19 protein-coding genes are annotated in these 24,386 nt (G+C 65.7%); 10 read left to right on the forward strand and 9 right to left on the reverse strand.

The genetic code is table 11. From position 1 onward, the window contains the following. Positions 1–25 precede the first annotated feature (25 nt). From AC07M1_RS02840 to AC07M1_RS02865, 6 genes are all read right to left on the reverse strand, one after another. A complete protein-coding gene (locus AC07M1_RS02840) occupies positions 26–1,288 on the reverse strand; it encodes a ribulose-bisphosphate carboxylase large subunit family protein (protein WP_495161054.1) in 1,263 nt (420 codons plus the stop codon). Beyond that, entirely contained in the window at positions 1,288–3,105 is a 1,818-nt protein-coding gene (locus AC07M1_RS02845) for a beta-L-arabinofuranosidase domain-containing protein (RefSeq protein ID WP_495161055.1), read from the reverse strand. The genes AC07M1_RS02840 and AC07M1_RS02845 overlap by 1 nt, the downstream gene beginning before the upstream one ends. A 195-nt stretch (positions 3,106–3,300) precedes the next feature. Continuing rightward, positions 3,301–4,077 carry a FadR/GntR family transcriptional regulator gene (locus AC07M1_RS02850; RefSeq protein WP_495161056.1) on the reverse strand — a complete coding sequence of 259 codons (777 nt, stop codon included), beginning with the start codon at positions 4,075–4,077 and terminating at the stop codon, positions 3,301–3,303. Positions 4,078–4,299: 222 nt separating this feature from the next. Next, on the reverse strand, positions 4,300–7,041 hold the full coding sequence (locus tag AC07M1_RS02855; RefSeq protein WP_495161057.1) for a TonB-dependent receptor: 2,742 nt from the start codon (positions 7,039–7,041) through the stop codon (positions 4,300–4,302). Positions 7,042–7,135: 94 nt separating this feature from the next. Further along, positions 7,136–8,407: an MFS transporter gene (locus AC07M1_RS02860; protein WP_495161058.1), complete on the reverse strand. Its 1,272-nt coding sequence runs from the start codon at positions 8,405–8,407 to the stop codon at positions 7,136–7,138. 33 nt (positions 8,408–8,440) lie between these two features. Then, complete coding sequence (locus AC07M1_RS02865) at positions 8,441–9,592, reverse strand: mandelate racemase/muconate lactonizing enzyme family protein (protein ID WP_495161059.1); 1,152 nt, start codon at positions 9,590–9,592, stop codon at positions 8,441–8,443. Positions 9,593–9,797: 205 nt separating this feature from the next. Here AC07M1_RS02865 and AC07M1_RS02870 point away from each other — a divergent pair, with 205 nt between their 5' ends. Further along, positions 9,798–10,532 carry a FadR/GntR family transcriptional regulator gene (locus AC07M1_RS02870; RefSeq protein WP_495161060.1) on the forward strand — a complete coding sequence of 245 codons (735 nt, stop codon included), beginning with the start codon at positions 9,798–9,800 and terminating at the stop codon, positions 10,530–10,532. 122 nt (positions 10,533–10,654) lie between these two features. Here the strand turns inward: AC07M1_RS02870 and AC07M1_RS02875 are convergent, their stop codons facing one another. Beyond that, entirely contained in the window at positions 10,655–11,011 is a 357-nt protein-coding gene (locus AC07M1_RS02875) for an L-rhamnose mutarotase (protein ID WP_495161061.1), read from the reverse strand. 86 nt (positions 11,012–11,097) lie between these two features. On the opposite strand from AC07M1_RS02875, the gene AC07M1_RS02880 reads away from it, so the two are divergent. The 9 genes from AC07M1_RS02880 (at position 11,098) to AC07M1_RS02920 (ending at position 21,764) form a co-directional block, all read left to right on the forward strand. Continuing rightward, entirely contained in the window at positions 11,098–12,279 is a 1,182-nt protein-coding gene (locus AC07M1_RS02880; protein ID WP_495161062.1) for an aldose 1-epimerase family protein, read from the forward strand. Then, positions 12,276–13,022: an SDR family NAD(P)-dependent oxidoreductase gene (locus AC07M1_RS02885; protein ID WP_495161063.1), complete on the forward strand. Its 747-nt coding sequence runs from the start codon at positions 12,276–12,278 to the stop codon at positions 13,020–13,022. Before AC07M1_RS02880 ends, AC07M1_RS02885 begins: the two co-directional genes overlap by 4 nt. Positions 13,023–13,032: 10 nt before the next feature. After that, positions 13,033–14,226, forward strand: coding sequence for a CaiB/BaiF CoA transferase family protein (locus AC07M1_RS02890; protein WP_495161064.1), 1,194 nt, complete (start codon positions 13,033–13,035; stop codon positions 14,224–14,226). Beyond that, a complete protein-coding gene (locus tag AC07M1_RS02895) occupies positions 14,223–15,338 on the forward strand; it encodes a type 2 periplasmic-binding domain-containing protein (protein WP_495161065.1) in 1,116 nt (371 codons plus the stop codon). The genes AC07M1_RS02890 and AC07M1_RS02895 overlap by 4 nt, the downstream gene beginning before the upstream one ends. Further along, positions 15,335–16,105, forward strand: a complete 771-nt coding sequence (locus tag AC07M1_RS02900) for an enoyl-CoA hydratase/isomerase family protein (protein ID WP_495161066.1) — start codon at positions 15,335–15,337, stop codon at positions 16,103–16,105. Before AC07M1_RS02895 ends, AC07M1_RS02900 begins: the two co-directional genes overlap by 4 nt. A 165-nt stretch (positions 16,106–16,270) precedes the next feature. Beyond that, a complete protein-coding gene (locus tag AC07M1_RS02905; protein ID WP_495161067.1) occupies positions 16,271–17,227 on the forward strand; it encodes a 2-hydroxyacid dehydrogenase in 957 nt (318 codons plus the stop codon). After that, entirely contained in the window at positions 17,211–18,002 is a 792-nt protein-coding gene (locus AC07M1_RS02910) for a kinase (protein ID WP_495161068.1), read from the forward strand. The genes AC07M1_RS02905 and AC07M1_RS02910 overlap by 17 nt, the downstream gene beginning before the upstream one ends. A 64-nt stretch (positions 18,003–18,066) precedes the next feature. Then, positions 18,067–19,701 carry a rhamnogalacturonidase gene (locus tag AC07M1_RS02915; RefSeq protein WP_495161069.1) on the forward strand — a complete coding sequence of 545 codons (1,635 nt, stop codon included), beginning with the start codon at positions 18,067–18,069 and terminating at the stop codon, positions 19,699–19,701. After that, positions 19,698–21,764, forward strand: a complete 2,067-nt coding sequence (locus tag AC07M1_RS02920; RefSeq protein WP_495161070.1) for a glycoside hydrolase family 2 protein — start codon at positions 19,698–19,700, stop codon at positions 21,762–21,764. Before AC07M1_RS02915 ends, AC07M1_RS02920 begins: the two co-directional genes overlap by 4 nt. Positions 21,765–21,780: 16 nt before the next feature. On the opposite strand, the gene AC07M1_RS02925 is transcribed toward AC07M1_RS02920, so the two are convergent. After that, positions 21,781–23,592: a DUF885 domain-containing protein gene (locus AC07M1_RS02925; RefSeq protein WP_495161071.1), complete on the reverse strand. Its 1,812-nt coding sequence runs from the start codon at positions 23,590–23,592 to the stop codon at positions 21,781–21,783. Next, entirely contained in the window at positions 23,589–24,356 is a 768-nt protein-coding gene (locus AC07M1_RS02930; RefSeq protein ID WP_495161072.1) for a helix-turn-helix domain-containing protein, read from the reverse strand. The genes AC07M1_RS02925 and AC07M1_RS02930 overlap by 4 nt, the downstream gene beginning before the upstream one ends. Positions 24,357–24,386 lie beyond the last annotated feature (30 nt).

The following is a 24,386-nucleotide window of genomic DNA, read 5'->3' on the forward strand; positions in this document are numbered from 1 at the left end:
GCGAGGTCTGCCTGAATCGATACGGTCAGCCGCCGAACGCGCCGAGTGCCGCCTTCAGTTCGGGGGCGTCGCCCGCGGCCTGCTCGACCGGAATGCCGGCGACCGCCGCTTCCCAAGCCTGCTGCAAGGCGCGGACGCCCGCCGCCGGACCGGCCGGATGCGCCATGATCCCGCCGCCCGCCGCGAACATGCAGTCGATGCTACCCAGCGCGGCAAAGGTCGGCGCGGCCTGTCTCGCCGACTGGCCGGACGAGAAGACCGGCATGATCTCGCACCCCTTGTGCGGCGCCGGGAACATCGGCGTCAGGCATTCGCGCGCGGAGGCGATCACGCTCTCGTTGCTCTCGCAGAACTTGTTGTCGATGCCGTTGACATGGGTGTGGTCGATGCCGGCGAGGCGCCATAGCTTCTGGAAAGCGATGTAGCTCATGCCGATCGCGGGCGAACGGCCGAGCATGCCCCAGCCGTTGCGATGTCCGTGGATCGGAAGCTGCGAGTGCGCACGCAGAACCTTCATGGCGGGCAGGCCGACCGAGTTCATGCTTGCCATGATGCAGGTGCCGCCTTCCGCAACGACATGATCGTGGCGGGCGAGCATCTCGTCGATCTCGCCGGTGAGGTTGGCGGCGAACATCACCCTTTTACCGGTCCGGTCGGCATGGTCGTTGATCACCCGCATCACCGCGCTGATGCGCTCATTGAACGGGCAGTGCGGACCGTCGGCCTGCAGCTCGTCGTCCTTGATGAAGTCGATCCCGGCCTCGACCAGCGTCTTCACCTGCGCAGCGGTGGTTTCGGGCGACATGCCGACGCTGGGCTTGATGATCGTGCCGATGATCGGGCGGTCATGCACGCCTGCGAGATCGCGTGTGCCCGCCACGCCGAATTGCGGCCCTTGATAGCGGGAGAGGAATTCGGGCGGCAGACTGATGTCGATCAGCCGCAGTCCCGAAAACGCCTTCAGCTCGGACAAATTACCGTTGATCGTCGCGAGCAGGTTTGGAAGCGACAGCCCCATGTTGGACACGGGCCACGACAGCACGACCTGTGCCCGGCGCCGCTTGCCGTCCCAATGCTTCGGCAGTCCCGATCCCGGCAGCGCGGGTTCGACGACCTCACCCAGCTCGACCAGTTGCTCGACCCGTGCGGCATGGGCCTCGCGAAGTTCGTCGGTCTCGCCCGGAACGCGGACAAAGGTGCCGGTCGACTGCTCGCCGGCCATCGTCTCCGCCGCCTGTTGCAGCGGAAACGCGGTCTCGATCTCATAGGTGGCGGTGACGCGGGTCATCACGCGGTCTTGAAGTAAGTCGTCGTGCGCTCTGTATCGACCGCGTAATAGGGCACGAACACCAGGTTCCGCTGGCCGACCTTGGCCCGATAGGATTCGGCATGGCCGGGCATTGGCGTGAGTGCGCCCGGGAGCGCGATCGTCTCCTGATCGATGCCCTCCCAGGGGTTGAGCCCGACATACATCACCGCGCCGCGCATCACCGCCTGAAGGTTCGGGTTCTCCGGATCGATCGCCAGCGTGCGCAGTGGCTGCGGGATCGTAAGTTCGACGATGTCGCCGGCTTTCCACACACGGCTGACCGTGGCGAGCTGGCCCGGCGTCGTCGCCTGCGCCTTGCCGTTGACCCGCAGCGTCGCGCCCTTGGTCCAGTGCGGGATGCGCAGCTTCAGCGCGAAGCGGCCATTGCCGGCCTTGCGCACGCGCAGCTTCACCGTGTCGGCGACGGGATAGTCGGTTTCCTGCACCAGCTCGACCGCGCCGCCGGGGCGGTCCCACGTCACTTCGGACGGGGTGTAGAGATTGACCAGCAGGCTGTCGTCGTCGTGGAAATAGGCGTTGAGGACATAGTCGGCGACGCCCTGAACCAGCGTACCCGAGCAGCATGGCCATTTCTGGTGGTAGTAACGCTTCTGCCCCTGCGCGCCGTAATCGGAATAGTACGGGTAGCCGCCGTCGCTGTCGGGCAGGCGGGTGGCGAGCATCGTGTTGTAGAGCGAGCGCTCGAGCCCGTCGCCATATCGCGCCTCACCGGTGAAGCGGATCAGATAGCGCGCGAGCTTCAAGTCCGCGAAGGCGCCGCACGGTGTCTCGTAATGCGCCTTGGAGGTCTTGAGGCTCTTGGCGAGATTGCCCTGGCCGAGCACCACGAACTGCTCCTCTGGCCCCCAGCCGCCCGAGGCGAAACGCTGCGGCTCCATGAACTTCCACGCGTTGATCAGCGCCTTCTTGTACTTCTCGTCGCCGAGATGGAGGAAAGCCTGCGCGCCCGATGCGTTGCCGATGGTGTGGCTATAGGCGTGCTTGGTCGGCAGCACGTCCTCGCCCGCGGCGAGCGGGTCGAACCACTCCTTGTTGAGCAGGTAATGGACCGCCATGTCGTGGTACTTCCGGTCGCCGGTGATTTCGGCGACATGGAACAGGTTTTCGGAGATGACATAGGTCTCGTCGTAGGGCGGCTCGGTCTTGCCGATGCGGTCGCGCGAGACCGGCGAGATATAGGGGCGGCACTTCTCGATGATGATCGGCAGCAGCGTCTTGGCCTGCTCCGCTCCACTCAGGCGATAGGCGTCGACCAGTCCGACGACATATTTGTCCATGACATAGGCGGCCCACTGCGCCTGCGCCTTGGGGCCGGCATAGGGGTTGGTCGCGGTGACCATCGCCTTGCCCCATTCGCTGACCAGCAGCTTGACCTTGTCGTGCGCCGCCTGATCGCCGGTCGCGGCGCCATAGCGCGCCAGGCCGGAGATATACTGCCCCATCGTCAGGCCTGCGACGAAGCCGTCCTTGTCATACCAGCCACCCATGTCGGGGCCGGGGGCGGGAAGGCCCGCATTCTGGCGGAACACCTTGAGGATGCGGTCATTGTCGAGCGCCAGGAAATGCGCGTGGATATGGTCGAACTGGCGCTTGATGCGGCCGCCGGTCAGCTTGACCTTGCCATAGGCGAATTCGCGCATCGCTTCCTTGCCCTTGAGGGCGCCGGAGGCCTGGGTGGCGGCAAGAGCGCTCGTGGGCAACGCGCCCATACCGGCAGCGGTGGTCGCGCATGCGGCGCAGTGCATGAAGTGTCGCCGCGATAGACCGTCAGTCATCCAATCCCTCCATAGGCGTTCGCCCTCCTTTCGAATCTCTTCGGATTCGCGGAGAATTGAAAATATAATAGTATTATTATCGGTGGCGCGCAACCAATCGAAGCCGTGCGGATCGACATGCGGATTCATCGTCACCACCGCGTTGGCACCCAGCCGTCACCCCAGCCTCGTGCCGGGGTGACGATGGAAAGGGGGCTATTTGCGGCGCTTGGCCGTGCTCTTCTCGATCCGCTCGACCCCATGGCCGATGATCTGGCGCATCGCCTGTGCCGCGCGTTCGCCGTCGCGCGCCTCGATCGCGTCGACGATCTCGCCATGGCCATGGACGCTGGTCTGGTGCGCCTCGGCCTCGTTGACCGGTGAACTCATCCGGAACGACGCCATCAGCGCGGTCTCAATCACCGCGGAGAGCGAGCGCATCAGCGCATTGTCCGATGCGTTGCCGATCGCCTTGTGGAACTGAAGATCGGCCTCGGCGAAGTCGCGCGCGCTGTCGGTCGCGTCGCGCATCCCGGCCAGGTGGCGGCGCATCTCGGCCAGATCCGCGTCGGTGCGGCGATCGGCGGCGGCGCGCGCCGCGGCGGATTCGATCGCGACGCGGACCTCGGCCAGGTCGCGCAGGAACGTCATGTCGAAGCCCTGGCTGGCCTTCCACGCCAGGATGTCAGCGTCGAAATAATTCCAGTGCGCGCTGTCAAGCACGGTGGTGCCGACGCGGGTCTTGGACACGATCAACCCCTTGGCGGTCAGCGTCTTAAACACCTCGCGCAATACGGTGCGGGAGATGCCGAAGCGAGCGAGGATCTCCGCCTCCTGCGGCAGCTTCTCGCCGGGCGCGATGACGCCGGACAGGATTTCGTGGCCCAGAATCTGCGCCACCTGATCGTGGCTGGAGCGAATGTTGCGCGCGAACCGACCGAAACGGGGTTCGTCCCGCTCGCTCGCCACGCCGATCGCCGCCTGATCCTTCACCCGTAACACCCGTTCCTGCCCCTCGCTTCCAGCTGCGGCGTGACCCAGGCTGAGGGGCAGGGCGCGCGGCCGAGTCCCCTCTATGCGGCCAAGCGCCGCGTATTTCCATCCGCCATTTACCAAGCGATTCCGCTCCGAAAAGAAGCGGGGTGCCCCGTCAAGGTCCGGTGGACCGTGACGAAGCACCCCTGAGCCGTGCCGGGGAGGGGTGGCAGGCGGCTGTCAGAAGCGGACGCGGACACCTGCGGACACGCGGCGGCCGGTCTTGCGATATTCCTTGGTGCGATCCTCGCTCACCGAGTAGATGAACTCCTTGGCGTTGTTGAGGTTGATCGCGTCGGCGAAGACGGTGAAGTGCTTGCCGACATCATAGGACATGCTGACGTCGAGCTGGCCATAGGCGTCGAAATATTCCGGCTCGCCGTTGCGGCCCGAAGCGACCTGCAGGAAATTGTCGCGATAGGTGTAGGCGACACGGGCCTGCACGCCGTATTTCTCGTAGAAGCCGACCAGGCTGTACGAATTCTTCGACAGCCCTTCGAGGCCGAAGGACACGTTGGCGACGGCGTTGCGATATTCCGCGTTCGAGTCGGTGTAGTTGTAGCTCGCCTGGAGGCCGAAACCGTCGAACGGGGCGGGCAGCCAATTGTCGAACGACTGGCGATAGCCGATCTCGAAGCCCTTGACCGTCGCGCCCTTGCCATTGTCGGGCACGGTGACCTGGAAGGTCACCTGATCGACGAGCTGCGGCGTGGTGGTCAGCGTCACGAAGGACTGGATATCCTTGTAGAAAGCGGCGGCGGAGATCAGCGAGCCGGGCGCGAAATACCATTCGGCACCGGCCTCGACCTGCTTGGCGCGGAACGGCTGCAGATCGGGGTTACCGCGACGGATCGTCTCGTTACCCGGGTTCGTCTGGATGGTCTGGCGCGGAGACAGGTCCGACAAAGTCGGGCGCGTCAGCACCTTCGACGCGGCGAAACGCAGGATGAAGTCGTCGGTGACGTTCAGTCGCGCGTTAATCGACGGCAGCCAGTCATGATATTTGCCACGGAAGCTGATCGGCTGCACCGGCGAGACGACGATGGTGTTCTGTCCGCCACCGGTCGGCCGAGCGCTCAGCACCTGCCGGGATGCGCCGGACGAGGTATAGTCGGTATCCTCGTAACGCAGGCCGACATTGACGGCGAGATCCATGCCGCCGAGCTGGCCCTGCCACGCCGCCATCGCGTAGGCGGCCTTGACCTTCTCGTTCACCACCGACGAGCCGGACGGCGAAAAGACCGCGGGGTTGAACGTCTTGCCGTCCTGCGCGGCGAACTGGTCGATCGTGCGGATCAGCTCTTGCGGGCTGTAGATCAGCCAGTCGCGGATGATGTTGCCGCCGCCGCCGGAGAAGAAATAGCGGTCGGTCGGCGCGAACAGCGACTGCGGCAGCGTGCGGTTGGAGTCGCAATAGGTGCACTGTTCGCCGAACGGGGTCTCGTCGGCGGTGATCGTCTTGATGCGGCTCTGCGCGAGCGCGCCGACATAGAGCGTCAGATTGCCGTTGCCCGGCTTCCACTCGATATCGGCCTTATATTCCTCGATCTCGTCGTCGATGTTCGAGCCGCCGCCCCAGATATAATAATGCGCGGTGACGCCCTGCGGGTTGGTCGCGGCATTGGCGTAGTTGGGGCTGGTGAAGCCATAGTCGTAGATCGGGCTGCCGCTGCGCCGGTCGAACGACATGTCGACGCCCTTGCGGCGGATCGTCGTGAAGAGGTTGTTCTCCTTGCCGCGGCGGCGCGCGTCGGAGAGCGACCCGTCGAGGCGGACACGCAGCGTATCGGTGGGCTGCCAGTCGACATTGATGCCGAACTGGTCGGTGGTGACGTCGCGGTCGTCATACTGGATGATCTGATCGACGAAGCCGCCGGTATAGCGCTGGTAGACCGCCTCGCCGCCGGTCTGCACACCGTTGACGACGCTGCCGCCCTGCACGACCTGTTCGGCGAGAATACCGCCGGCAAAGTCGTAGGCGAGGCCGGTCTGCTGCTCGCGGAAGCGTGCCTTGGAGTAGAGCGTGTCGACCGTGACGGTGAGCGTATCGCTCGGGCGCATCTGGACGGAGCCGTTGACCGCCCAGCGCTTGAGGTTGCGCTCGAAGAAGAAGGGCGAAAGGTTCGACGGCATCGAGACGCCGCTGAAATTCTGGACGCCCGCGCCGATCCGACCGCGCGAGACCCCGGCGAGGTTGTAATAGGAATCGCCCGCCGAGCGCTTCACATGCCCTGCGCCGATGGTGAATTCGTCGATCCGGTTGTCCTGTTCGGAATAGACCCCGGCGAGCGCGACGCCGAAGGTGCCGGACTGGTTCTTCCAGCTTGCCACGCCCGAAAATTCGGGGTTCCAGCTGTCGGCGATTTCCGACCACATGCCGGTCGCCGACGCGGCGACCTTGAAGCCCTGCTTCTGGTCGAGCGGGCGCAGCGTCTTGACGTTGATCGTCGCACCGATCGACGAACCGTTGAAGTTCGCCTGGGGCGACTTGTAGACGTCGGCGCCCGAGATGACTTCCGACGGGATCACGTCGAACGAGAATTCGCGGCCGTTATTGTCGGTCGCGAGCGTGCGGCCGTTGACGGTGACCGCGTTGAACTTGGGACCGAAGCCGCGGACGGTAACGTAGCGGCCCTCACCGCGGTTGCGCTCGATCGTCACGCCGGTGACGCGCTGGAGCGACTCGGCGACATTCTGGTCGGGCAGCTTGCCCAGATCCTCGGCAACGATCGAATCGACCACGCTGACGGCGTTGCGCTTGATGTCGATCGCGGCGCGCTCGGAAGCGCGGATGCCGGTGACCAGGATTTCCTCTTCGGCGGGGGCGGCCGCGTCGGTCTGCGCGTCCTGTGCAAGGACCGGCTGCGCCAGCGTCAGCGCGCTTCCGGCGGCAGACAGCAACAGGGCACGGCGAAACTTCATCTTCCCCTCCTCGAACATCATTATTTGACGTCAGAATGGCGCAAGCCAATCCGTATGTCAAATTATCATCATACGTATTATAAATTGGGCCAGATCAGCGCACGCTGCGGATCGGCAGCACGCACAGCGCCGAGCCGAACACGAAGACGATCGCCGCCCAGAAGATCGAACGATAGTCGTTGTCGAACGCGCTCAGCAGCGCGAGGGCCATCATCGGGCTGATGATCTGAGGGATATTCACGGCGGTAGTCAGGATGCCGAGATCCTTGCCCTCGTCGCCGAGCGCGCGCTTGGGCAGCACCTGGGTCATCAGCGCCATGTCGATCGACATGAACATGCCGTACCCGACCCCGATAATCGCGGCATAGGCCCACATGCCCTGCATCGTCGGGACGGCGAGCGGCGCGATCATCGCGCAGCCCATGATAAAGCTGCCGAGGATCACGAATGGCTTGCGCGCCTGATACCGGTCCGAAAGCCAGCCCGAGATGAGCGAGGAGGCGACAAGGCAGATCAGCGTGACGATCGCCATATTGGCGATGGCGATGTTCGATGCGTCCTTGGCCAGGCCGATATAGTCGCGCAGGATGTAGAGCAGATAGGTCGCGACCGCCTGATAGCCCATATAGATGAAGAAGCGGCTGGCGAACGCCCAGGCGAAATCGGGATGTTCGCGAGGGCTGATCCAGAAGCCCTTGAGGAACTCCAGCCAATGCACCGGACGGTGGGGCAGATGGTCGCTCGGCGGCTCGCGGTTGATCGCGACAAAGGCGAGGCACGAGGCGGCGATAGCGCCCGCGAACAGGCCATAGGCCAACACGCGCTCCCCTGCGAGATAGCCTGCCGCGACGGTCCCGGCGGTGAGACCCGCGGTCATCCCGGCGCCGACGATGCCGCTGACGGCGCCGCGAGTCTCGGGTGCGAAACGGTCGGCGATCAGCGTCGTCATCGCCGGCTGCATCGAATTATAGGCGACCGCCGCCATTACCCATAGCACCATCAGCGACCAGAAGCTGGTCATCCACGACACGCCGAACAACGCTGCCGATCCGATCAGCGACGCGATTGCGATCCAGGGGGAGCGGCGGCCCCAGCGGCTGCGCGTGCGGTCCGACAACGCACCCGCGATCGGGGTGGTCAGGGTCGAGAACACGGAGGTGATCCCGAACATCAGTGCGAGATTGCCGACCTTGGACGCCTCATCCAGCTCGGCGATCTGGTTGGGCAACAGCACCCCCATCACGCCGCTGTAGAGCGCCATCAACAGGAAGAAATTGACCATCAGCGACAGCTGAAGCTTCAGCCGCTGGCCCCCGAGCACATAGGAAGGGGCTTGAGCCGGGTGGGTGTCGGCGACGCTGGCCATGATCTCTCCGGGAATCGCTTCTTCTGTCCGTTCTTACTCGGCCGCCTGCGGCCCGTCGGGCACCAGCCGCAGTCCCGCCTGGCGGGCGCGGCGGTGCGGGCCGCCCGCGCTGTTCCAGCCCGCCGCGACGCCATTGGCAAGCGCAGCTTCGTCGATGGCGATGCCAAGCCCCGGCACGTCGCCCAGCCGGATGCCGCCATCGGTAATCGTCTGATCGATGCTCAGCCCCGTCGGCGCCTTCCAGTCCTGAACCTCGATCCCGATCATGTTGGGCATCGCCGCGGCGGCGTGCGCCACCGGGTTGGCGTTATAGCCGACGGGTGAGACGGGCAGATTGCGCGCGTGCGCGGCGGTCGCGACGCGCAGGAAATGGGTGATGCCCCAGACGCTGCCGGTCTGGACCACGTCGACGCCCTTCGCGTCGAACAGGGGCGCGAACTGGTCGAGACCCGTGAGATTCTCGCCCGTCGCCACGGCCGCGCGACAGGCGCGGGAGACGCGCGCATGGCCCTCGACGTCCCAGCGGCGCACCGGCTCCTCGATCCAGGTGAGGTCGAGATTGGCTTCGATCTCGGCGAGGTGGCGCACCGCCTGCTTGACGTTCCACGCTTCGTTGACGTCGAGCATCATCGCCGGGCGGCTGGTGTTCGCCGACAGGATATCGCGCGCCGTCAACAGCCGATCGATGTCGCGTCTGATGTCGCGTCCGCCCTTGATCTTGGCCGAGGCGAAGCCGCGCGCCGCCCAGTCGCTGTAATGAGCGGCAAAGGCTTCGTCCGACAGGCCGTAGCACAGGCCTGAGGCATAGCCGGGCACGAACCGGTCGAGCGCGCCCAATGTGCGCCACAGCGGCTCGTCCGCCATCTTGGCCTTGAGGTCCCACAGCGCCATGTCGACCGCGGCGATCGCGCCATAGGTCGCGCCAGCATGGCCGCTCTTGAACACATGCGCGAGCATCGAGTCGTACAGCGCCGTGACGGCGCGCGGGTCCCGCCCCTCGACCGCCGGGAACACCCGCTCGATATCGCGGTGCTGGCCAAGACCGATGCCGGTCAGCCCGCCATCGGTCTCCAGCAACAGGATCGGTACCTCGGTCACACCGCTCTCGACCACCCCGTTGACGTCGCCCACCGGACGTCCCCAGTCATGGGTCGTCGTCAGGCTGCGGTATCCGGTGATCTTCATGCTTGGTAACGCCCCTATGCCAGGCATTGCTTCGCCTGCTGTCGAAACATAGTATGTATTATCTTTCTAAATCCGCAAGCCCCCGGAAAACTGCAACCTTCCGGAATCGCAAGCCCTTGACGGACCGGGCTTTCCCGCTTCACCCTTTCTGGACGAGCGCGTACAAGAACGACTGGGAATTGAACCGGGTGAGCGAGACAGCCGAATGAATAGCGAAGCAACGGCCGCGCATCAGCGGGTTCGCCGCCGCCCGCGCCTGTCGACCGCGGTGGTCGAGGATCTGGTGAATGCGATCGTCATGGGCACCTATCCGATCGGCACCGCGCTGCCGCCGGAAAACATGTTGTGTGAGATGTATGACGTCAGCCGCACCGTGGTGCGGGAGGCGACGACGGCGCTGACCGAAAAGGGGCTGGTGGTCTCGCAGCAAGGGCGCGGCACGATCGTGCGCGGCGACCGCGCCTGGAACATGCTCGATCCCATGATCCTTTCCGCGCTGTTCCAGGGCGAGGATGGCCTGCGCTATCTCGACAATCTGTCGGAGGTTCGCACGCTGCTCGAATCGGCGATGGCGGCCAAGGCGGCGGCGAACGCCACGCCCGAAACGGTCGCTGAACTGGCCGGACAGATCAACAAGCTCGAAACGCTGGTGACCATCCCATCGGCCTATGTGGTCGAGGATCTGCGCTTCCACGACATCATCATGGACATGTCCGGCGATCGGCTGAGCAAGGCGATCATCGACGGCATCCAGTCCGAAGCGCTGCGTACCCATGGCTATTCGGGCAAGCTCAGCGTCGAGCATGTGAAGCTCACCCATGCCGCGCATCGCAAGGTCTATGAGGCAATCGCCGCGCGGGATCCCGATCGGGCGAGCGCTGCGATGCGCGAGCATATCGCCGGATCGTGGGAAAAGCGCCGGGCGCAGCCGCGGGGTTAGACTCACACTTTTACCGTCATCCCCGCGGAGGCGGGGATCCATTCTGGCTGGTCTTTCGGATAGAGCCACATCGGAAGCCGCAATGGATTCCCGCCTTCGCGGGAATGACGATCCCAAGGGGGCTAGCCCTGCTCTCCCAGCGAATAGATCCGCTCCATCTCGACCCAGGTCTGATCGGGCGCGAACGAGAGGGGCTTCTGGAAACTCGCCATCAGCCTGTCCCATGCTGCAACCTCGGGGTTTGCGGCGTCGCGCGCCCGCTTCGCCTCCGGGTTGGGCGCTCGGTCACTATCCTGTTCCATCATCATGAACATCCGGTCGCCCACCAGCCAGATCTCGAGCGACTCGACCCCGTCGGCACGGATCGCGGCGTTGACCGCCGGCGGCGGCCCGCCCGGTTCGTGCCAGCGGCGATAGGCGGCGATCAGCCCGGGATCGTCGTGTAGATCGACGGCGAAGCAGCGGCGGACGAGAGGCATGGGTGAATTCTCCGGCAACGTCGATTGACGCAAAGCGCCATCCTGCCCTAAACATCATACATCGTACAATATGATGATGGAGCGGGATGGTGCCGAGGCTCTATGGCGAGACTCTTAATCGGCGTGAGCTTGCGGCGCGATCGGGTTCGCTCTCGCAATTCGCGGGCGTGCGCCTGTCGACATTGGGCGACGGGGTGGAGCGCGGCGTGCGTCAGCTCGAATTCCGCACCGGTTCCGGCCTGCGCTTCACCGTCCTGGTCGATCGCGCGATGGACATTGCCGAGTGCGAGCATAACGGCCGCGCGGTCGGCTGGCATTCGCCCTCCGGCTTCCGGCATCCGGGGCTGCACGACTATGAGGGCGAGGGCGGGCTTGGCTGGTTCCGCTCAATGTCCGGGCTGCTCATCACCTGCGGCCTCGACCATGTCCTGTTCATGCACGACGACCGCGCCGGCCATTATCACTACGGCCCGCGCGAGACGGTTTCCTCGTCGCTTCACGGCCGCATCGGCACCATCCCCGCGCGGCTGACCGGCTATGGCGAAAGCTGGGAAGGCGATCGCTGCGTCCTATGGGCCGAGGGAGTCGTCCAGCAATCGACCGTGTTCGGCGAGGACCTTCACCTGATCCGCCGAATCGAAGCGGATGTCGGCGGCGACGAGATCCGGCTGCACGACCGCGTGGTCAATCACGGCTTCTACCGCACGCCGCATATGTACTGCTACCATATCAATGTCAGCCACCCGGTGGTGGCGGAGGGGTCGCGCTACGTCGCGCCGATCCGCGATGTGATCTGGGCCGCGCATGAGGCGAACTATCGGGGCCAGAACACCGGCTACCGCGCCTTCCCCGCGCCGATCGTCAATTTCCACGAACAGGTGTGGCAGCACGACATGGCCGCTGATGCGGACGGCAAGGTCAATGTGGCTGTGGTCAACGAAGCGATCGGCTTCGGCTTCGAGGTCGAGACGCGCAAGGACCAGTTCCCGGCGATGTACGAATGGCAGAACCTTCACGCCGGGCACTATGCCGTCGGCATCGAGCCTTCGACCAACCACGTCATGGGCAAGGATTTCGCCCGCGAGCGTGGTGAGCTGATCTGGCTCGAACACGGCGAAGCGCGCCGCTACGACAGCGTCTTCCGCATCCTCCCCGATACGGCGGCGGTCGCCGACGCGGTGGAGCGGATCGAGGGCGTCGCGCTCCAGCCGGCCGACGACTATCCAACGCCCTCGGGTAACTTCCCGCCGATCGGTGGCGCGAAGTGAAGGGGCGGGTCGTCCTCTACACCGGCGCTGCGGGCGGTCTCGGTCTCGACACCAGTCTGTTGCTGATCGAGCGCGGCGCGACGGTGGTCGCGATCGACAACGACCTCGCCAAGGTCGAGGCGCTCAAGGCCGCCGCCCAGGACAAGGGGCCGGGCAAGCTCATCGTTTCGACCGCCGACCTCTCCGACCTGACCGGGTTCCGCGCCACGCTCGATCGGCTGATCGCCGAGGCCGGCGGCTTCGACATCGTCATCAATAACGCCGCGATCTATCCCTCGAAGCCGTTCGAGGAGTATTCGATCGACGAACATCAGGCGGTCCAGCGCGTCAATGTCGATGCCGGTATCGTCGCGGTGCAGGCGGCGCTGCCCGGCATGCGCGCGCGTGGCTTCGGGCGGATCGTCAACATCTCCAGCATCACGGTGTCGGGCGGCTGGGCCAACCTGTCGCCCTATGTCGCGTCGAAAATGGCGCTGGTCGGCCTGACCCGCGCCTGGGCGCGCGAATTCGGCCCCTATGGCGTCACCGTCAACGCGATCGCGCCGGGCGCTTTCCCGACCGATGCCGAGAAGATCCATCCCGATCCCGAAGGCTATACCCGCATGGTGCTCGACGCGCAGGCGATCAAGCGCCGCGGCACCGCCCATGACATCGCCAACGCCATCGCCTTTTTCGCGAGCGACGAGTCCGGTTTCGTCACCGGCCAGACGCTGCACGTCAACGGCGGCTGGACCATGAATTGAGGAAGACCAAGTGACCAATATTCTGAGCGGCATCCGCGTGCTCGATTGCTCGATCGCGATGGCCGGACCGTTCGCGGCGCAGCGCATGGGCGACATGGGCGCCGACGTGGTCAAGGTCGAGCCGATCACCGGCGAGTGGCAGCGCCACGCCAGCGCCGGCGGCGCCAATGGCAACCAGATCAACGTCTCGTTTCTCTCCTTGAACCGCAACAAGCGCAGCCTCGCGGTCGATCTGAAGGCGCCGGAAGGCAAGGCGCTGCTGCTCGAGCTGGTCAAGGATGCCGACGTCTTCCTCCAGAATTACCGCCCCGGCGTCGCCGAGCGGCTGGGCGTCGACTACGCGACACTCAGTGCGATCAACCCGCGCCTGATCTACGTCTCGATGTCGGGCTATGGCGAGGATGGGCCGTATCGCAACTATCCGGGGCAGGATCTGCTGCTCCAGGGCATGTCCGGCGCGATGATGTCGACTGGGGCCGAGGGCGCGCCACCGTCCGCCGCCGGACAATATCTGGTCGACGCGATTACCGCCTATTCGGCGTTCGAAGGCGCGCTCGCCGCCTTGTTCCACCGCGAGCGGACGGGCGAGGGACAACTCGTCCAGGTCAACATGCTCGACGCGATCACCACGATCCAGATGCAGGAATTGTCGGTGTTCACCATCGGCGACAAGCCGCAGGCGCGCTCGGCCGAGCCGCATGCGCACAGCTATATCCGCGCGCCCTATGGCGTGTTCGCGACGCGCGACGGCTACATCACCGTCGCCATGGCCTCTCTCAAGAAGCTCGGTGAGCTGTTCGCGGATAGCTTCTTCGACGGCCTCGACGACGAGCGTGACAGCTGGGCGCTGCGCGACCAGATCTTCGCCAAGGTGCGCGAGCATTTGCCGCTGCGCACCAGCGCGCAATGGCTCGAAGCGATGCGCGCGCGCGATATCTGGGCCGGGCCGGTCTATGGCTATGCCGATCTGGTCGCGGATCCGCAGATCCAGCATAACGGCACCTTCGTCGAGTACGACCATCCGACCGAGGGGCGGGTGAAGGCGCCGGGCTTCCCGATCCGCTTCTCCAAGACTCCCTCGACCGTCGAACGCGGTGCGCCGCTGGTCGGCGAGCATAGCCGCGAGCTGCTGCGCGAGGCGGGGCTGGACGATGTCGCGGTCGAAGCGCTGATCGCATCGGGCGTGGTCCGCCAGCACGCATGAGTACCCCCCAATATCGCGGCCTGACCTGGGATCATCCGCGCGGCTACAATGCGCTCGCAGCCGCGGCGCAGACGGACAGGTTGGCATTGAGTTGGGACAAGCACCCGCTCGAAGGGTTCGAATCGCACCCCATCGGCGACCTTTGCGCGCGCTATGACCTGGTTGTGCTCGATCACCCGCATGTCGGCGAAGCCGTGGCGGCGGACTGCCTCGTGCCGGTCGAGGATCTGTTCGGCGCCGACGAGATCGCGATGTGGCGCGGTGCCGTCGCGGGACCGTCGCTGGCCAGCTATAACTACGCGGGCAGGCACTGGGCGCTGCCGCTCGACGCCGCGACGCAGGTGATGGCGTACCGGCGAGAGAGCGTGGCATTACCCCCGCTCGATTGGGCGCAGCTCCCCGCCTTCGCCGCGGATCACGCCGTTGCCCTGTCGCTCGCCGGGCCACACGCGATCCTCAGTTTCCAGTCGATCTGCGGCGCGCTCGGTCTCGCACCCGCTACATCGCGCGACACCTTCATGGAGCGCGGTATCGCCCGTGAAGCCTATGGCTTGATGGCCGCGTTGACCGGCGACCCCACCCGCCGCGCGCGCGACCTCAATCCAATCGCCATGCTCGGCGCGATCGAGCGCGGTGAGGGGATCGACCTCTGCCCGCTGATCTATGGCTATGTGAATTATGCCACACGAAGCGTGGGGTTCGCCGATGCGCCGCAGGGGCCAAACGGCCGCATTGGCTCAACTCTTGGCGGCACCGGCATCGGCATCTCGAAGCGCTGCCAGGTCACCGCTGAACTGCTCGATCACCTGCGCTGGCTGATGTCGGATCCGGTGCAGCGCGGCTTCATCCCGCAGCATGACGGCCAGCCCGCACTCCGCGCGGCATGGCAGGACGTCGCGGTCAACGCCGCGACCGGCGGCTTCTTCGCCGCGACTCTCGCCACCGTCGAGGCCGCCTTGCTTCGTCCGCGTCACGACGGCGCCATCGCATTCCAGACCGCGGCTTCGGCGCGCTTGCGCGCGGCCTTGCTCGACGGCGACGCCGCCGATCCCGTGCTCGACGATCTCGAAACCTTCTACCGCACGCACCATCCGGCCGGAGCCGAGACATGACCGACGACCTGCTGTTCACCGTGGCTGACCATGTCGCCACCATCATCCTCAACCGCCCGGCCAAGCTCAACGCGCTGACGCCCGAAATGGCCGCCGCGCTGATCGCCGCCGTAGCCAAGTGCAACACCAGCGACGCAGTACGCTGCGTCGTGATCACCGGCGCGGGGGAGAAAGCCTTCTCGGCCGGGTCGGACATCACCACGCTCGACGGCTATGCGACGCCATGGGATTTCCGCAATCGCGATGACTATTGCGACGCGCTGCGCGCCTGCCGCAAGCCGGTGGTCGCCGCAATCAACGGCTATGCGCTGGGCGGCGGGCTCGAGACGGCGATGGCCGCCGACATCCGCATCGCCAGCACCAACGCCCGTTTCGCCGCGCCAGAGATCAAGCTCGGCTGGATCGGCGGCGGCGGGATGGCGGCGGGGCTGACCTATTCGATGGGCGCGTCCAACGCCGCGCTGATGCTGCTCACCGGTGACATGATCGATGCCGAAAGGGCGCTGGCCTGGGGCCTAGTCAGTGAAGTGGTGGCGCCCGATGCCCTGCTCGCCCGTGCGCAGGAAATCGCCGCGACCATCGCCTCCCGCGCGCCGATCGCGGCGGAGACGGCCAAGCTCAACCTTCGCGCCGCGCATACGATGCCATGGGACAAGGCGATCGATTATGAGCGCGACCTGCAGGCGATCTGCTTCGCCACCGACGATGCCAGGGAAGGCCGCGCGGCGTTCGCTGAGAAGCGTGCGCCGGTGTTCCGGCGGCGCTAGGGCGCTAGCCACTACGAACGGACATCCGCCTCCTGTGCCGTCACCCCGGCCTTGTGCCGGGGTCCACCGGGAGGCAAGCGTGGAACGAGAGGCTCTTGCTTCACCGGTGGGACTGGGTGGACCCCGGCACAAGGCCGGGGTGACGGGAGGTAGTTGGAACTCATCATGGCGAAACCGAAGATTCTCCTCACCCGCCGCTGGCCCGAAGCGGTCGAAGCACGTCTGGCCGCCCGCTATGATGTGACGCGCAACGAAGCTGACCTGCCGATGGACGCCGCCGCGCTGGCACAGGCGATGCGCGACCATGACGCGCTCTGCCCGACCGTCACCGACAGGATCACCCGCGACGTCATCCTGACCGATGCCCGTCGCGCCCGCATCATCGGCAATTACGGCGCGGGGTTCGAGCATATCGATCTCGCCGCCGCGCGCGAGGCCGGCCTGACCGTCACCAACACGCCCGACGTCCTCACCGACGCGACCGCCGATATCGCGATGACCCTGATCCTGATGGCGACGCGACGCGCGGGCGAGGGCGAGCGCGAGCTGCGCGCGGGTGAATGGACTGGCTGGCGTCCCACCCATCTGCTCGGCCGCTCGCTGCGCGGCAAAATGCTGGGGCTGGTCGGCTATGGCCGCATCGCGCGCGCCGTCGCCGAGCGGGCGAAGGCGTTCGGGATGAAGGTCGTCGTCCACAGCCGTAACCGCGCCGACGATGTGCCTGAGGCCGCCTATCACGCCTCGCTCGACAGTCTGTTGCGGGTCGCCGATATCGTCTCGCTCCACGCGCCCGGCGGTGCCGCGACCCGGCACATGATCGACGCGAAGGCGCTCGCGACGATGAAGCGCGACGCGGTTCTGGTGAATACCGGCCGGGGCACATTGATCGACGAATCCGCGCTGGCCGAAGCGCTCAGGGCCGGCACGATCGCCGCCGCCGGCCTTGACGTGTACGAACGCGAGCCGGCGGTCGAAGCGGCGCTGACCGGCCTTCCCAATGCTGTGCTGTTGCCGCATCTCGGTTCTGCTACTTTGGAGACGCGGGAGGCGATGGGGATGAAGGTTGCCGACAATCTCGATGCCTTCTTCGCCGGGCGCGAACCGCTTGACCGCGTCGCTTGAGATTGTCGCTCGGGCGGTCAAGGGCTGGCTCGGCCCGCGCCCGCTGATCCTTGGCATCTGCGGATCGCAGGGCAGCGGCAAATCGACCCTCGCGCGCGGCTTGATCGAGAGGTTCGGCATTCGTGCCGCGACACTTTCGCTCGACGATCTCTATTTCGGGAAGATGGCGCGGGCGGGTCTGGCGCGCGATATTCACGCTTTGCTCGCCACGCGCGGCGTTCCGCTGACCCATGACGTCGCGCTCGGTTGCGCGATCCTCGATGCGGTCAGGGCAGGGCAAGCCGTTCGACTTCCGCGCTTCGACAAGGCAAGCGACGAACCGCTCCCGGAAGCACAATGGGAAGCCGTCGATGGCTCGCTCGACCTGCTGATCTTTGAGGGTTGGTGCATCGGCGCCGCCGCGCAGCCCTCTGCCGACCTCATTACGCCCGTCAACGATTTCGAACGCGCCGAAGACCCGGACGGCATCTGGCGCCGCGCGGTCAACGCCGCGCTCGCCGGCCCCTATCAAAGGCTGTTCGCTCGGATCGACCGACTGGTGCTGCTTGCCGCGCCGGGCTTCGATGTGGTGCGGGGCTGGCGGTCGCAACAGGAAGCGGCCCTGCGCGACACCCTTACCGCGCAGGGCCGCGATCCCGCGCTGGCGATGAGCGACATACAGGTCGCCCGCTTCATCCAGCATTACGAGCGGATCACCCGCGCGATCCTGCACGAGATGCCCGCGCGCGCCGACCTGACCCTCCATCTCGACCGGGACCGCAACGTGATTTCCTGAGCCTTCAGGCTTGCCAATCTCCACTTCGTAATACATCATACAATAAACGGGATGGGAGAGACTGGTGCTTGAGGCACGCGCGGAGTTCAGCCGCCGGACGGCATTGCTTGGGGCAGGGGCGGCATTGGCCACGAGCGCGGTTCCGGTCCGGGCGACGGGATCGCTGACCGGCTTCCACAATGTCCGCGACTATGGCGCCAAGGGCGATGGCAAGGCGGTGGATTCCCCGGCCTTCAACCGCGCGATCGAGGCGGCGAGCGCCAAGGGCGGCGGCAGCATCATCGTTCCGCCGGGCCGCTACCTCTGCTTCTCGATCCGCTTGAAGAGCCACATCACGCTCGTCCTCAGTCCCGGATCGGTGATCGAGGCGGCGGACCCGAAGAAGCACCAGGGCCAGTATGATCTCCCCGAAGGCGTGTTCGAGGAGCAACTGGTCGACTATGGCCTGGCGCACTTCCACAACAGCCTGATCCATGGCGACGGGGTCAGCGACATCGCGATCATTGGCCACGGACTGATCCACGGCCTCGGCCTCGACCGCGAAGGCCCGCCGCCGCGCTGGCACGGGATCGAGGGGTGGAAATCGCCGAAGGAGTTGGGCCTTTCCGCCGACGCGGCGCGTCGCGCGATCCCGCTCGAGATGGAGTATGAAGGGCGCGGCAACAAGGCGATCGGCCTGACCCGCTGCCGCAATGTGCTGCTCAAGGATTTCTCGATCCTGCAGGGCGGGCATTTCGCCTGCTACGTGCTGGGCTGCACCAATGTCCGCATCGACGGGCTGACCGTGGACACCGACCGCGACGGAATCGACATCGATTGCTGTCGCGATGCGCGCGTCACCAATTGCGTGGTCAACGCGCCCAAGGACGACGCGATCGTCCTCAAGAGCAGCTATGCGCTCCAGCGACCGGTATTCTGCGAAGATGTGCAGGTGATCGGCTGCAAGACCAGCGGCTATCTACTCGGTACCCTACTCGATGGCACCTACCGCAAGTCGCCCTATCTCGCACCCGACAAGGTCGGGGTGCTTGGCCGGATCAAGCTCGGCACGGACAGCGCGACCGGCTTCCGCAACATCCTGATCGCCGATTGCGTGAGCGAGAATGCGCGCGGGCTTCAACTCGGCGCGATCGACGGCGGGGTGTTGGAAGATGTTACCTTCCGCGACATCAATCTCGTCAATCCGGTCAACCACCCGATCTTCCTCCGCCTTTCCGCGCGCAACCGTGCGCCGAAGGGGGCCGGGGTCGCCAAGGTCCGCCGCGTGCGCTTTACCGATATCCAGGTCTCGGGCGCGCGGATGGAATATCCCTGTGGCGTCGTCGGCATCCCGGACGGGGTCATCGAGGATGTGAGCTTCCGGGGTGTTCATGTCACCGCAGCGGGCGGCGGAACCGAGGCGGATGCGAACCGCACCGTCCCCGAACGGCGGAACTCCAGCCTCGAACCCAGCTTCATGGGCACGCTTCCCGCGCACGGCCTTTACGCGCGCCATGTCCGCAATTTGAGCGTCACTGATTGCGGCTTCGACACCGCAACCTCCGACGCACGGCCCACCGTCGCGCTGGAGAATGTGAACGGCGCGGTGATCGATCGCATCACTTCGCCCAAACCGCGTGAGGTAGCGGTGCGTGCTAGCGCCGACAGCCGCAACATCGCGGTCGGATCGATTCAGTCTCTCACCGGAGCAGTGGCATGATCGCGTTCATCAAGAAGGGCCTGTTGTGCCTCGTCGCACTGGTCGTCGCCCCAGCCGGGCTCGCGCAAGAGGTCCCGCTCGCTCAGGGCTGGCGCTTCGTGAAGGAAGACGTGCGTGGCGCCGAGACCCCCGGCTTCGACGACGCGCGCTGGGCACAGGTCGCGGTGCCGCACACCTATAACGCCGAGGATTCGGGCATCGGCGGGGCCAAGGCGCGCGGCGAACCCGAGGGCGTCTATTATCGCGGCCCGGCCTGGTACCGGCTCAAGCTCGACCACAAGCCGCTCGCCAACACGCGCTACCTGCTCCATTTCGGCGGCGCGACGCTCAAGGCCGATGTCTGGCTGAATGGCGAGAAGCTCGGCACCCACGCGGGCGGCTATGCCGCGTTCCGCTTCGACGTCACCGGCAAGCTCAAGGCGGGCGAGAACCTTCTCGCTGTCCGCGTCGACAATGCGAAGAACCCGCACATCTCGCCGCTTAACGGCGACTTCAATATCTTCGGCGGCCTCTATCGTGAGGTGAAGCTGATCGCGACGCCTGACCTACATCTCGATCGGCTCGACCATGCCGGGCCAGGGATCAGGGCGCGGACCGAGGCACTGGGTAAGAACAGCGCCGCCGTCGGCGCGACCGTGACGGTCGTGAATGACCGCAGTGCGCCCGCACGCTTCGATATCGTCACCCGCCTTGTCGATGCCCAGGGCAAAGCGGTCGCCACGCAGCGCAGCCCGCTCACCCTTGCGGCCGGCGCGCGCGGCACCGTCGACCAGCGTTTCACGCTCAAGGCACCCAAACTGTGGGAAGGCCGCAAGTCGCCCTATCTCTATCGCGTCAAAAGCGAAGTGGTCGCGAACGGGCAGGTCGTCGACAGCCAGTGGGTGCCGCTCGGCGTGCGCACCGTCGCGGTCAGGCCCGACGGTACCTTCCTGCTCAACGGCAAGCACTACCCTCTCTACGGCGTCAACCTGCAACACCCGTCCCGTTTCGGCCGTGGCCCGATCGTGACTCAGGCCGAGATCGACGAGGATCTGAAGATCTTCGACGAGATGGGCGTCACCGGCATTCGCCTCGCGCACATGCAGCACCCGCAGCGTGTCTATGATCGCGCCGACGAGCTCGGCATCCTCATCCTCACCGAAGTCCCGCTGATCGACGATCACGACCAGTCCGACGAATTCCGCATCAACCTCGTCCAGCAGATGCGCGAGCTGATCGCACAGACGTACAACAACCCCTCGGTCGCTTTGTGGGGGATCGGCAACGAAATCCGCAAGTCGGATGCCGCCTCCAACCGCATCCTCGCCGAGCTGAACGCGACCGCCAAGACGCTCGATCCGCTGCGCCCGACCACCTACGCGCATTGCTGCCTCGACGACAGCGATCCGGTCGCGCTGCACAGCGATACCGTATCGTATAATCGCTATTTCGGCTGGTACTGGACCAAGTCGGAGGACATCGGCGCCTGGGCGGACGAACTCCACGCCAAGCTGCCGACCCGCCCGATCGGGGTCAGCGAATATGGCGCCGGCGCCTCGCTGCTCCATCAGGAGGACCCGGTGGTGAAGCGCCCCGAGTCCAACGGCTATTGGCACCCGGAGCAGTACCAGACCGATTTCCACATCAAGCACTGGCTTGAGATGAAGAAGCGGCCCTTCCTGTGGTCGACCTTTGTCTGGGTCGGAATCGACTTCCCCTCGTTCAAGCGCAACGAGGGCGACCGCCCGGCGATCAACGACAAGGGGCTGGTGACCGAGGATCGCAAGCCCAAGGACGCCTATTTCTGGTACCAGGCGAACTGGTCGGACAAGCCGATGCTCCATCTCACCAGCCGCCGCGATGTCGCCAAGCGCACGCAACGGGTGAAAGTGATGGCCTTCTCCAATCAGTCCGTGGTCGAATTCCGCCTCAACGGTGGTGCCTGGACGAGTGTGCCGGTAGCCGACCGCATGGCCGTCTGGACGATCGACCTCGCCAAAGGCGAGAACCGCGTCGAGGCGCGTACGACAGGCACCGCGCCGCTCACCGACGCGGTGACCTGGACCTACGCGACGCGGCCCTGATCGAAACGCGGCGCGGTTAGCCGCGCTGCGCGGCGATCCAGCGGTCGATCATCGATTCGAGGACGGAGACCGGCATCGCGCCAGCCGCCAGCGCGGTGTCGTGGAAGGCGCGGATGTCGAACTTGTCGCCCAGTGCCTTGCGCGCCTTCTCGCGGATCGCGACCCAGCGGGTCTGGCCGACCATGTAGCTGGTTGCCTGCCCCGGCCACACGCAATAGCGCTCGACTTCGGTAATGTTGCCGCGCTCGGGCGTGCCCAGCGCTTCGTTCATGTAGGTAATCGCCTTCTCGCGCGACCAGCGCATGTGATGCAGCCCGGTGTCTACCACCAACCGCGCCGCGCGGAACATGTACGACTGGAGATAGCCCAGCCGCCCGAACGGATCATCGGCATAGGCCCCGATCTCGTCCGCCAACTGCTCGACATAAAGGGCCCAGCCTTCGGAATAGACCGAATAGGCGGGCAGGCGGCGAAGCCGAGGGATGCCCGTGGCTTCCTGTGCCAACGCGATCTGGTGGTGATGCCCCGGCGTCGCTTCGTGATAGGTCAGCGTGGGCAGCGTCCAGCGCGGGTTCTCGGCGGTATCGCGTAGGTTGATGTAATAGGCGCCCGGCCGCGACCCATCGACCGCGGGGAGCTGGTAATAGCCACTGGTCGCGCCAGCTTCGATTTCGGTCGGAACGCGGCGGATCTCGACCAGCGCCCGTGGCAGCCGCCCGAACATCTCCGGCAGCCGCTTCTGCATCGCGATGATCTGGGTATTGAGCTCGGCGATCAGCTTCGCCTTGCCGGCATCGGTGTTGGGATAGATGAAGCGCGGGTCCTTGCCCATCGCGTGCAGTCGCTGCGCGACGCTGCCCTGCGTCATCCCCTGCGCGCGCAGGATCGCATCGGCGCGCGCAGTCAGGTCGGCCATCTTCTCCAGCCCCAGCTGGTGGATTTCCTGCGGGGTCATTCCGGTCGTGGTCGCGTAGCGCAGTGCGTAGCTATAATAGTCCGCGCCCTGCGGCAGTCGCCACACGCCGGCATCGTGCGTGGCGCGCGGTCGCACATTGCGCAGCTCGGCGATCTGACGCTGCATCGCGGGATAGATGTCGCCGCTGACGATCTTCGCGCAGCGCGCCGCCCAGTCGCCGGGGATGGTGCTGGTCTTCCTGGTCAAATTGGTGACGAGGATGTTCGCCTCGGGCGTGGCCCCCGCGACCTTGGCATAGATTTCCAGCGTGCGATCGATCACGAAATCGGGCGGGATGACGCCGGCGGCGTGATCCGCCTTCATGCGCCCCGTCTCATTGTCGAGCTGAACGGCAAAGGCTTGGCAGCGCGCCAGATAGGCTTCCGCGTCCGCCGCATTGGCAATGCTGTGCTGGTTGGTCAGGAAATCCGGGATCGATCGATAGATACCGCTGAGCTGGGTCACCGGATGCGGTTCGGGCCAGCCGTGCAGGCCATAGCTGAACGTGTCGTACGCCTTGACGAAGGTCTGCCACGGGCCGTGGAAGGTCTCGTAATTGACCAGATCCATGCCCGACAATTTGGCCGGATCGATCGTCGCGAGCTGCTTCAGCCCTTCACGATACAAATCATGCGATCGGCGGAGGCCGGCCGGGCTGCGGTCGGTCAGCTTCGACTTGGCGCCGGCATAGGCGCCCTTGTCCAGCCCCAGCGCGGTGCAGAATTCGGGGTCGGTCTCGAGCAGCCGATCGTACAGTTTCTCGTAGATCGCGGTCAGCCGCGCGCCCTCCGCGCTCTGGCTCGCTCCCGCCCGGACGGCGGGCGCGAGTGCGGGGAGCATAGCGGTGGCGATCAGGGTACGGCGGTCGATCATGCGGCGGGGTTCCGTGCAGGGGAGGGTTCGGCGTGATTCCTATGGGTCGGGTCGGTGCCGGTATTGAACCCAGTTGACCCTCGCCGCCATCCGCCCGGCGTCAGGCCCGTCAGCATCGTGACCGCCCGCGTCATATGCGCCTGATCGGCATAGCCGAGCTGGTGCGCGACCGCCGCGAACGGCGCCTCGCTTTCCCGCAATGCCGTTACCGCCGCACGTGCCCGCGCGCTCGCGCGATAGGCCTTGGGGGTGCAGCCATAGGCCAGACGAAAGCCGCGGCTCAGCGTTTCGGGACGCACCCCGGCTTGCTCAGCCCATTGACCCAGCGGGATGTCACGGAGCGCGCGCAGATCGGCGGCAAGCGCGTCGGGCCAGTCGAGCGGCGTGACCGCTCCGGCCGCGAACTGTTCGGCAAGGGACGCCTGCGCATCGTTCAGGTCACGCTCGGCCAGGCGAACCAGCAGGTCGGGGTCGATGATCCGTCCGCGCATCGCCCGCGCCCGCGAAAGGGCGTAAGGCACCGGCAAGACCAGCACTTCGGCACCGCGCGCATCGAATCGGTCGAGATGTGATTCGAACGCATGGTGGATCAGCACGTCGCCCGCGCGGACGTTCCAGCGGCCTTCGTCGCCTGCTTCCTGATAGCCGCCCGACAGCACCACCGCGACGAACGGATCGTCATGGCAATGGCGGTCGCGCAGTTCGTTTGCGTAGTGGCGCAGCCGTCCGATCGGCGCTTCGGCAAAGCTGCACAGGGAACCCATGCCGGTGTCTTAAGACAGTAATACCCGCGC

The sequence above is a fragment of the Sphingomonas sp. GW821-FHT10C01 genome (assembly GCF_059415525.1).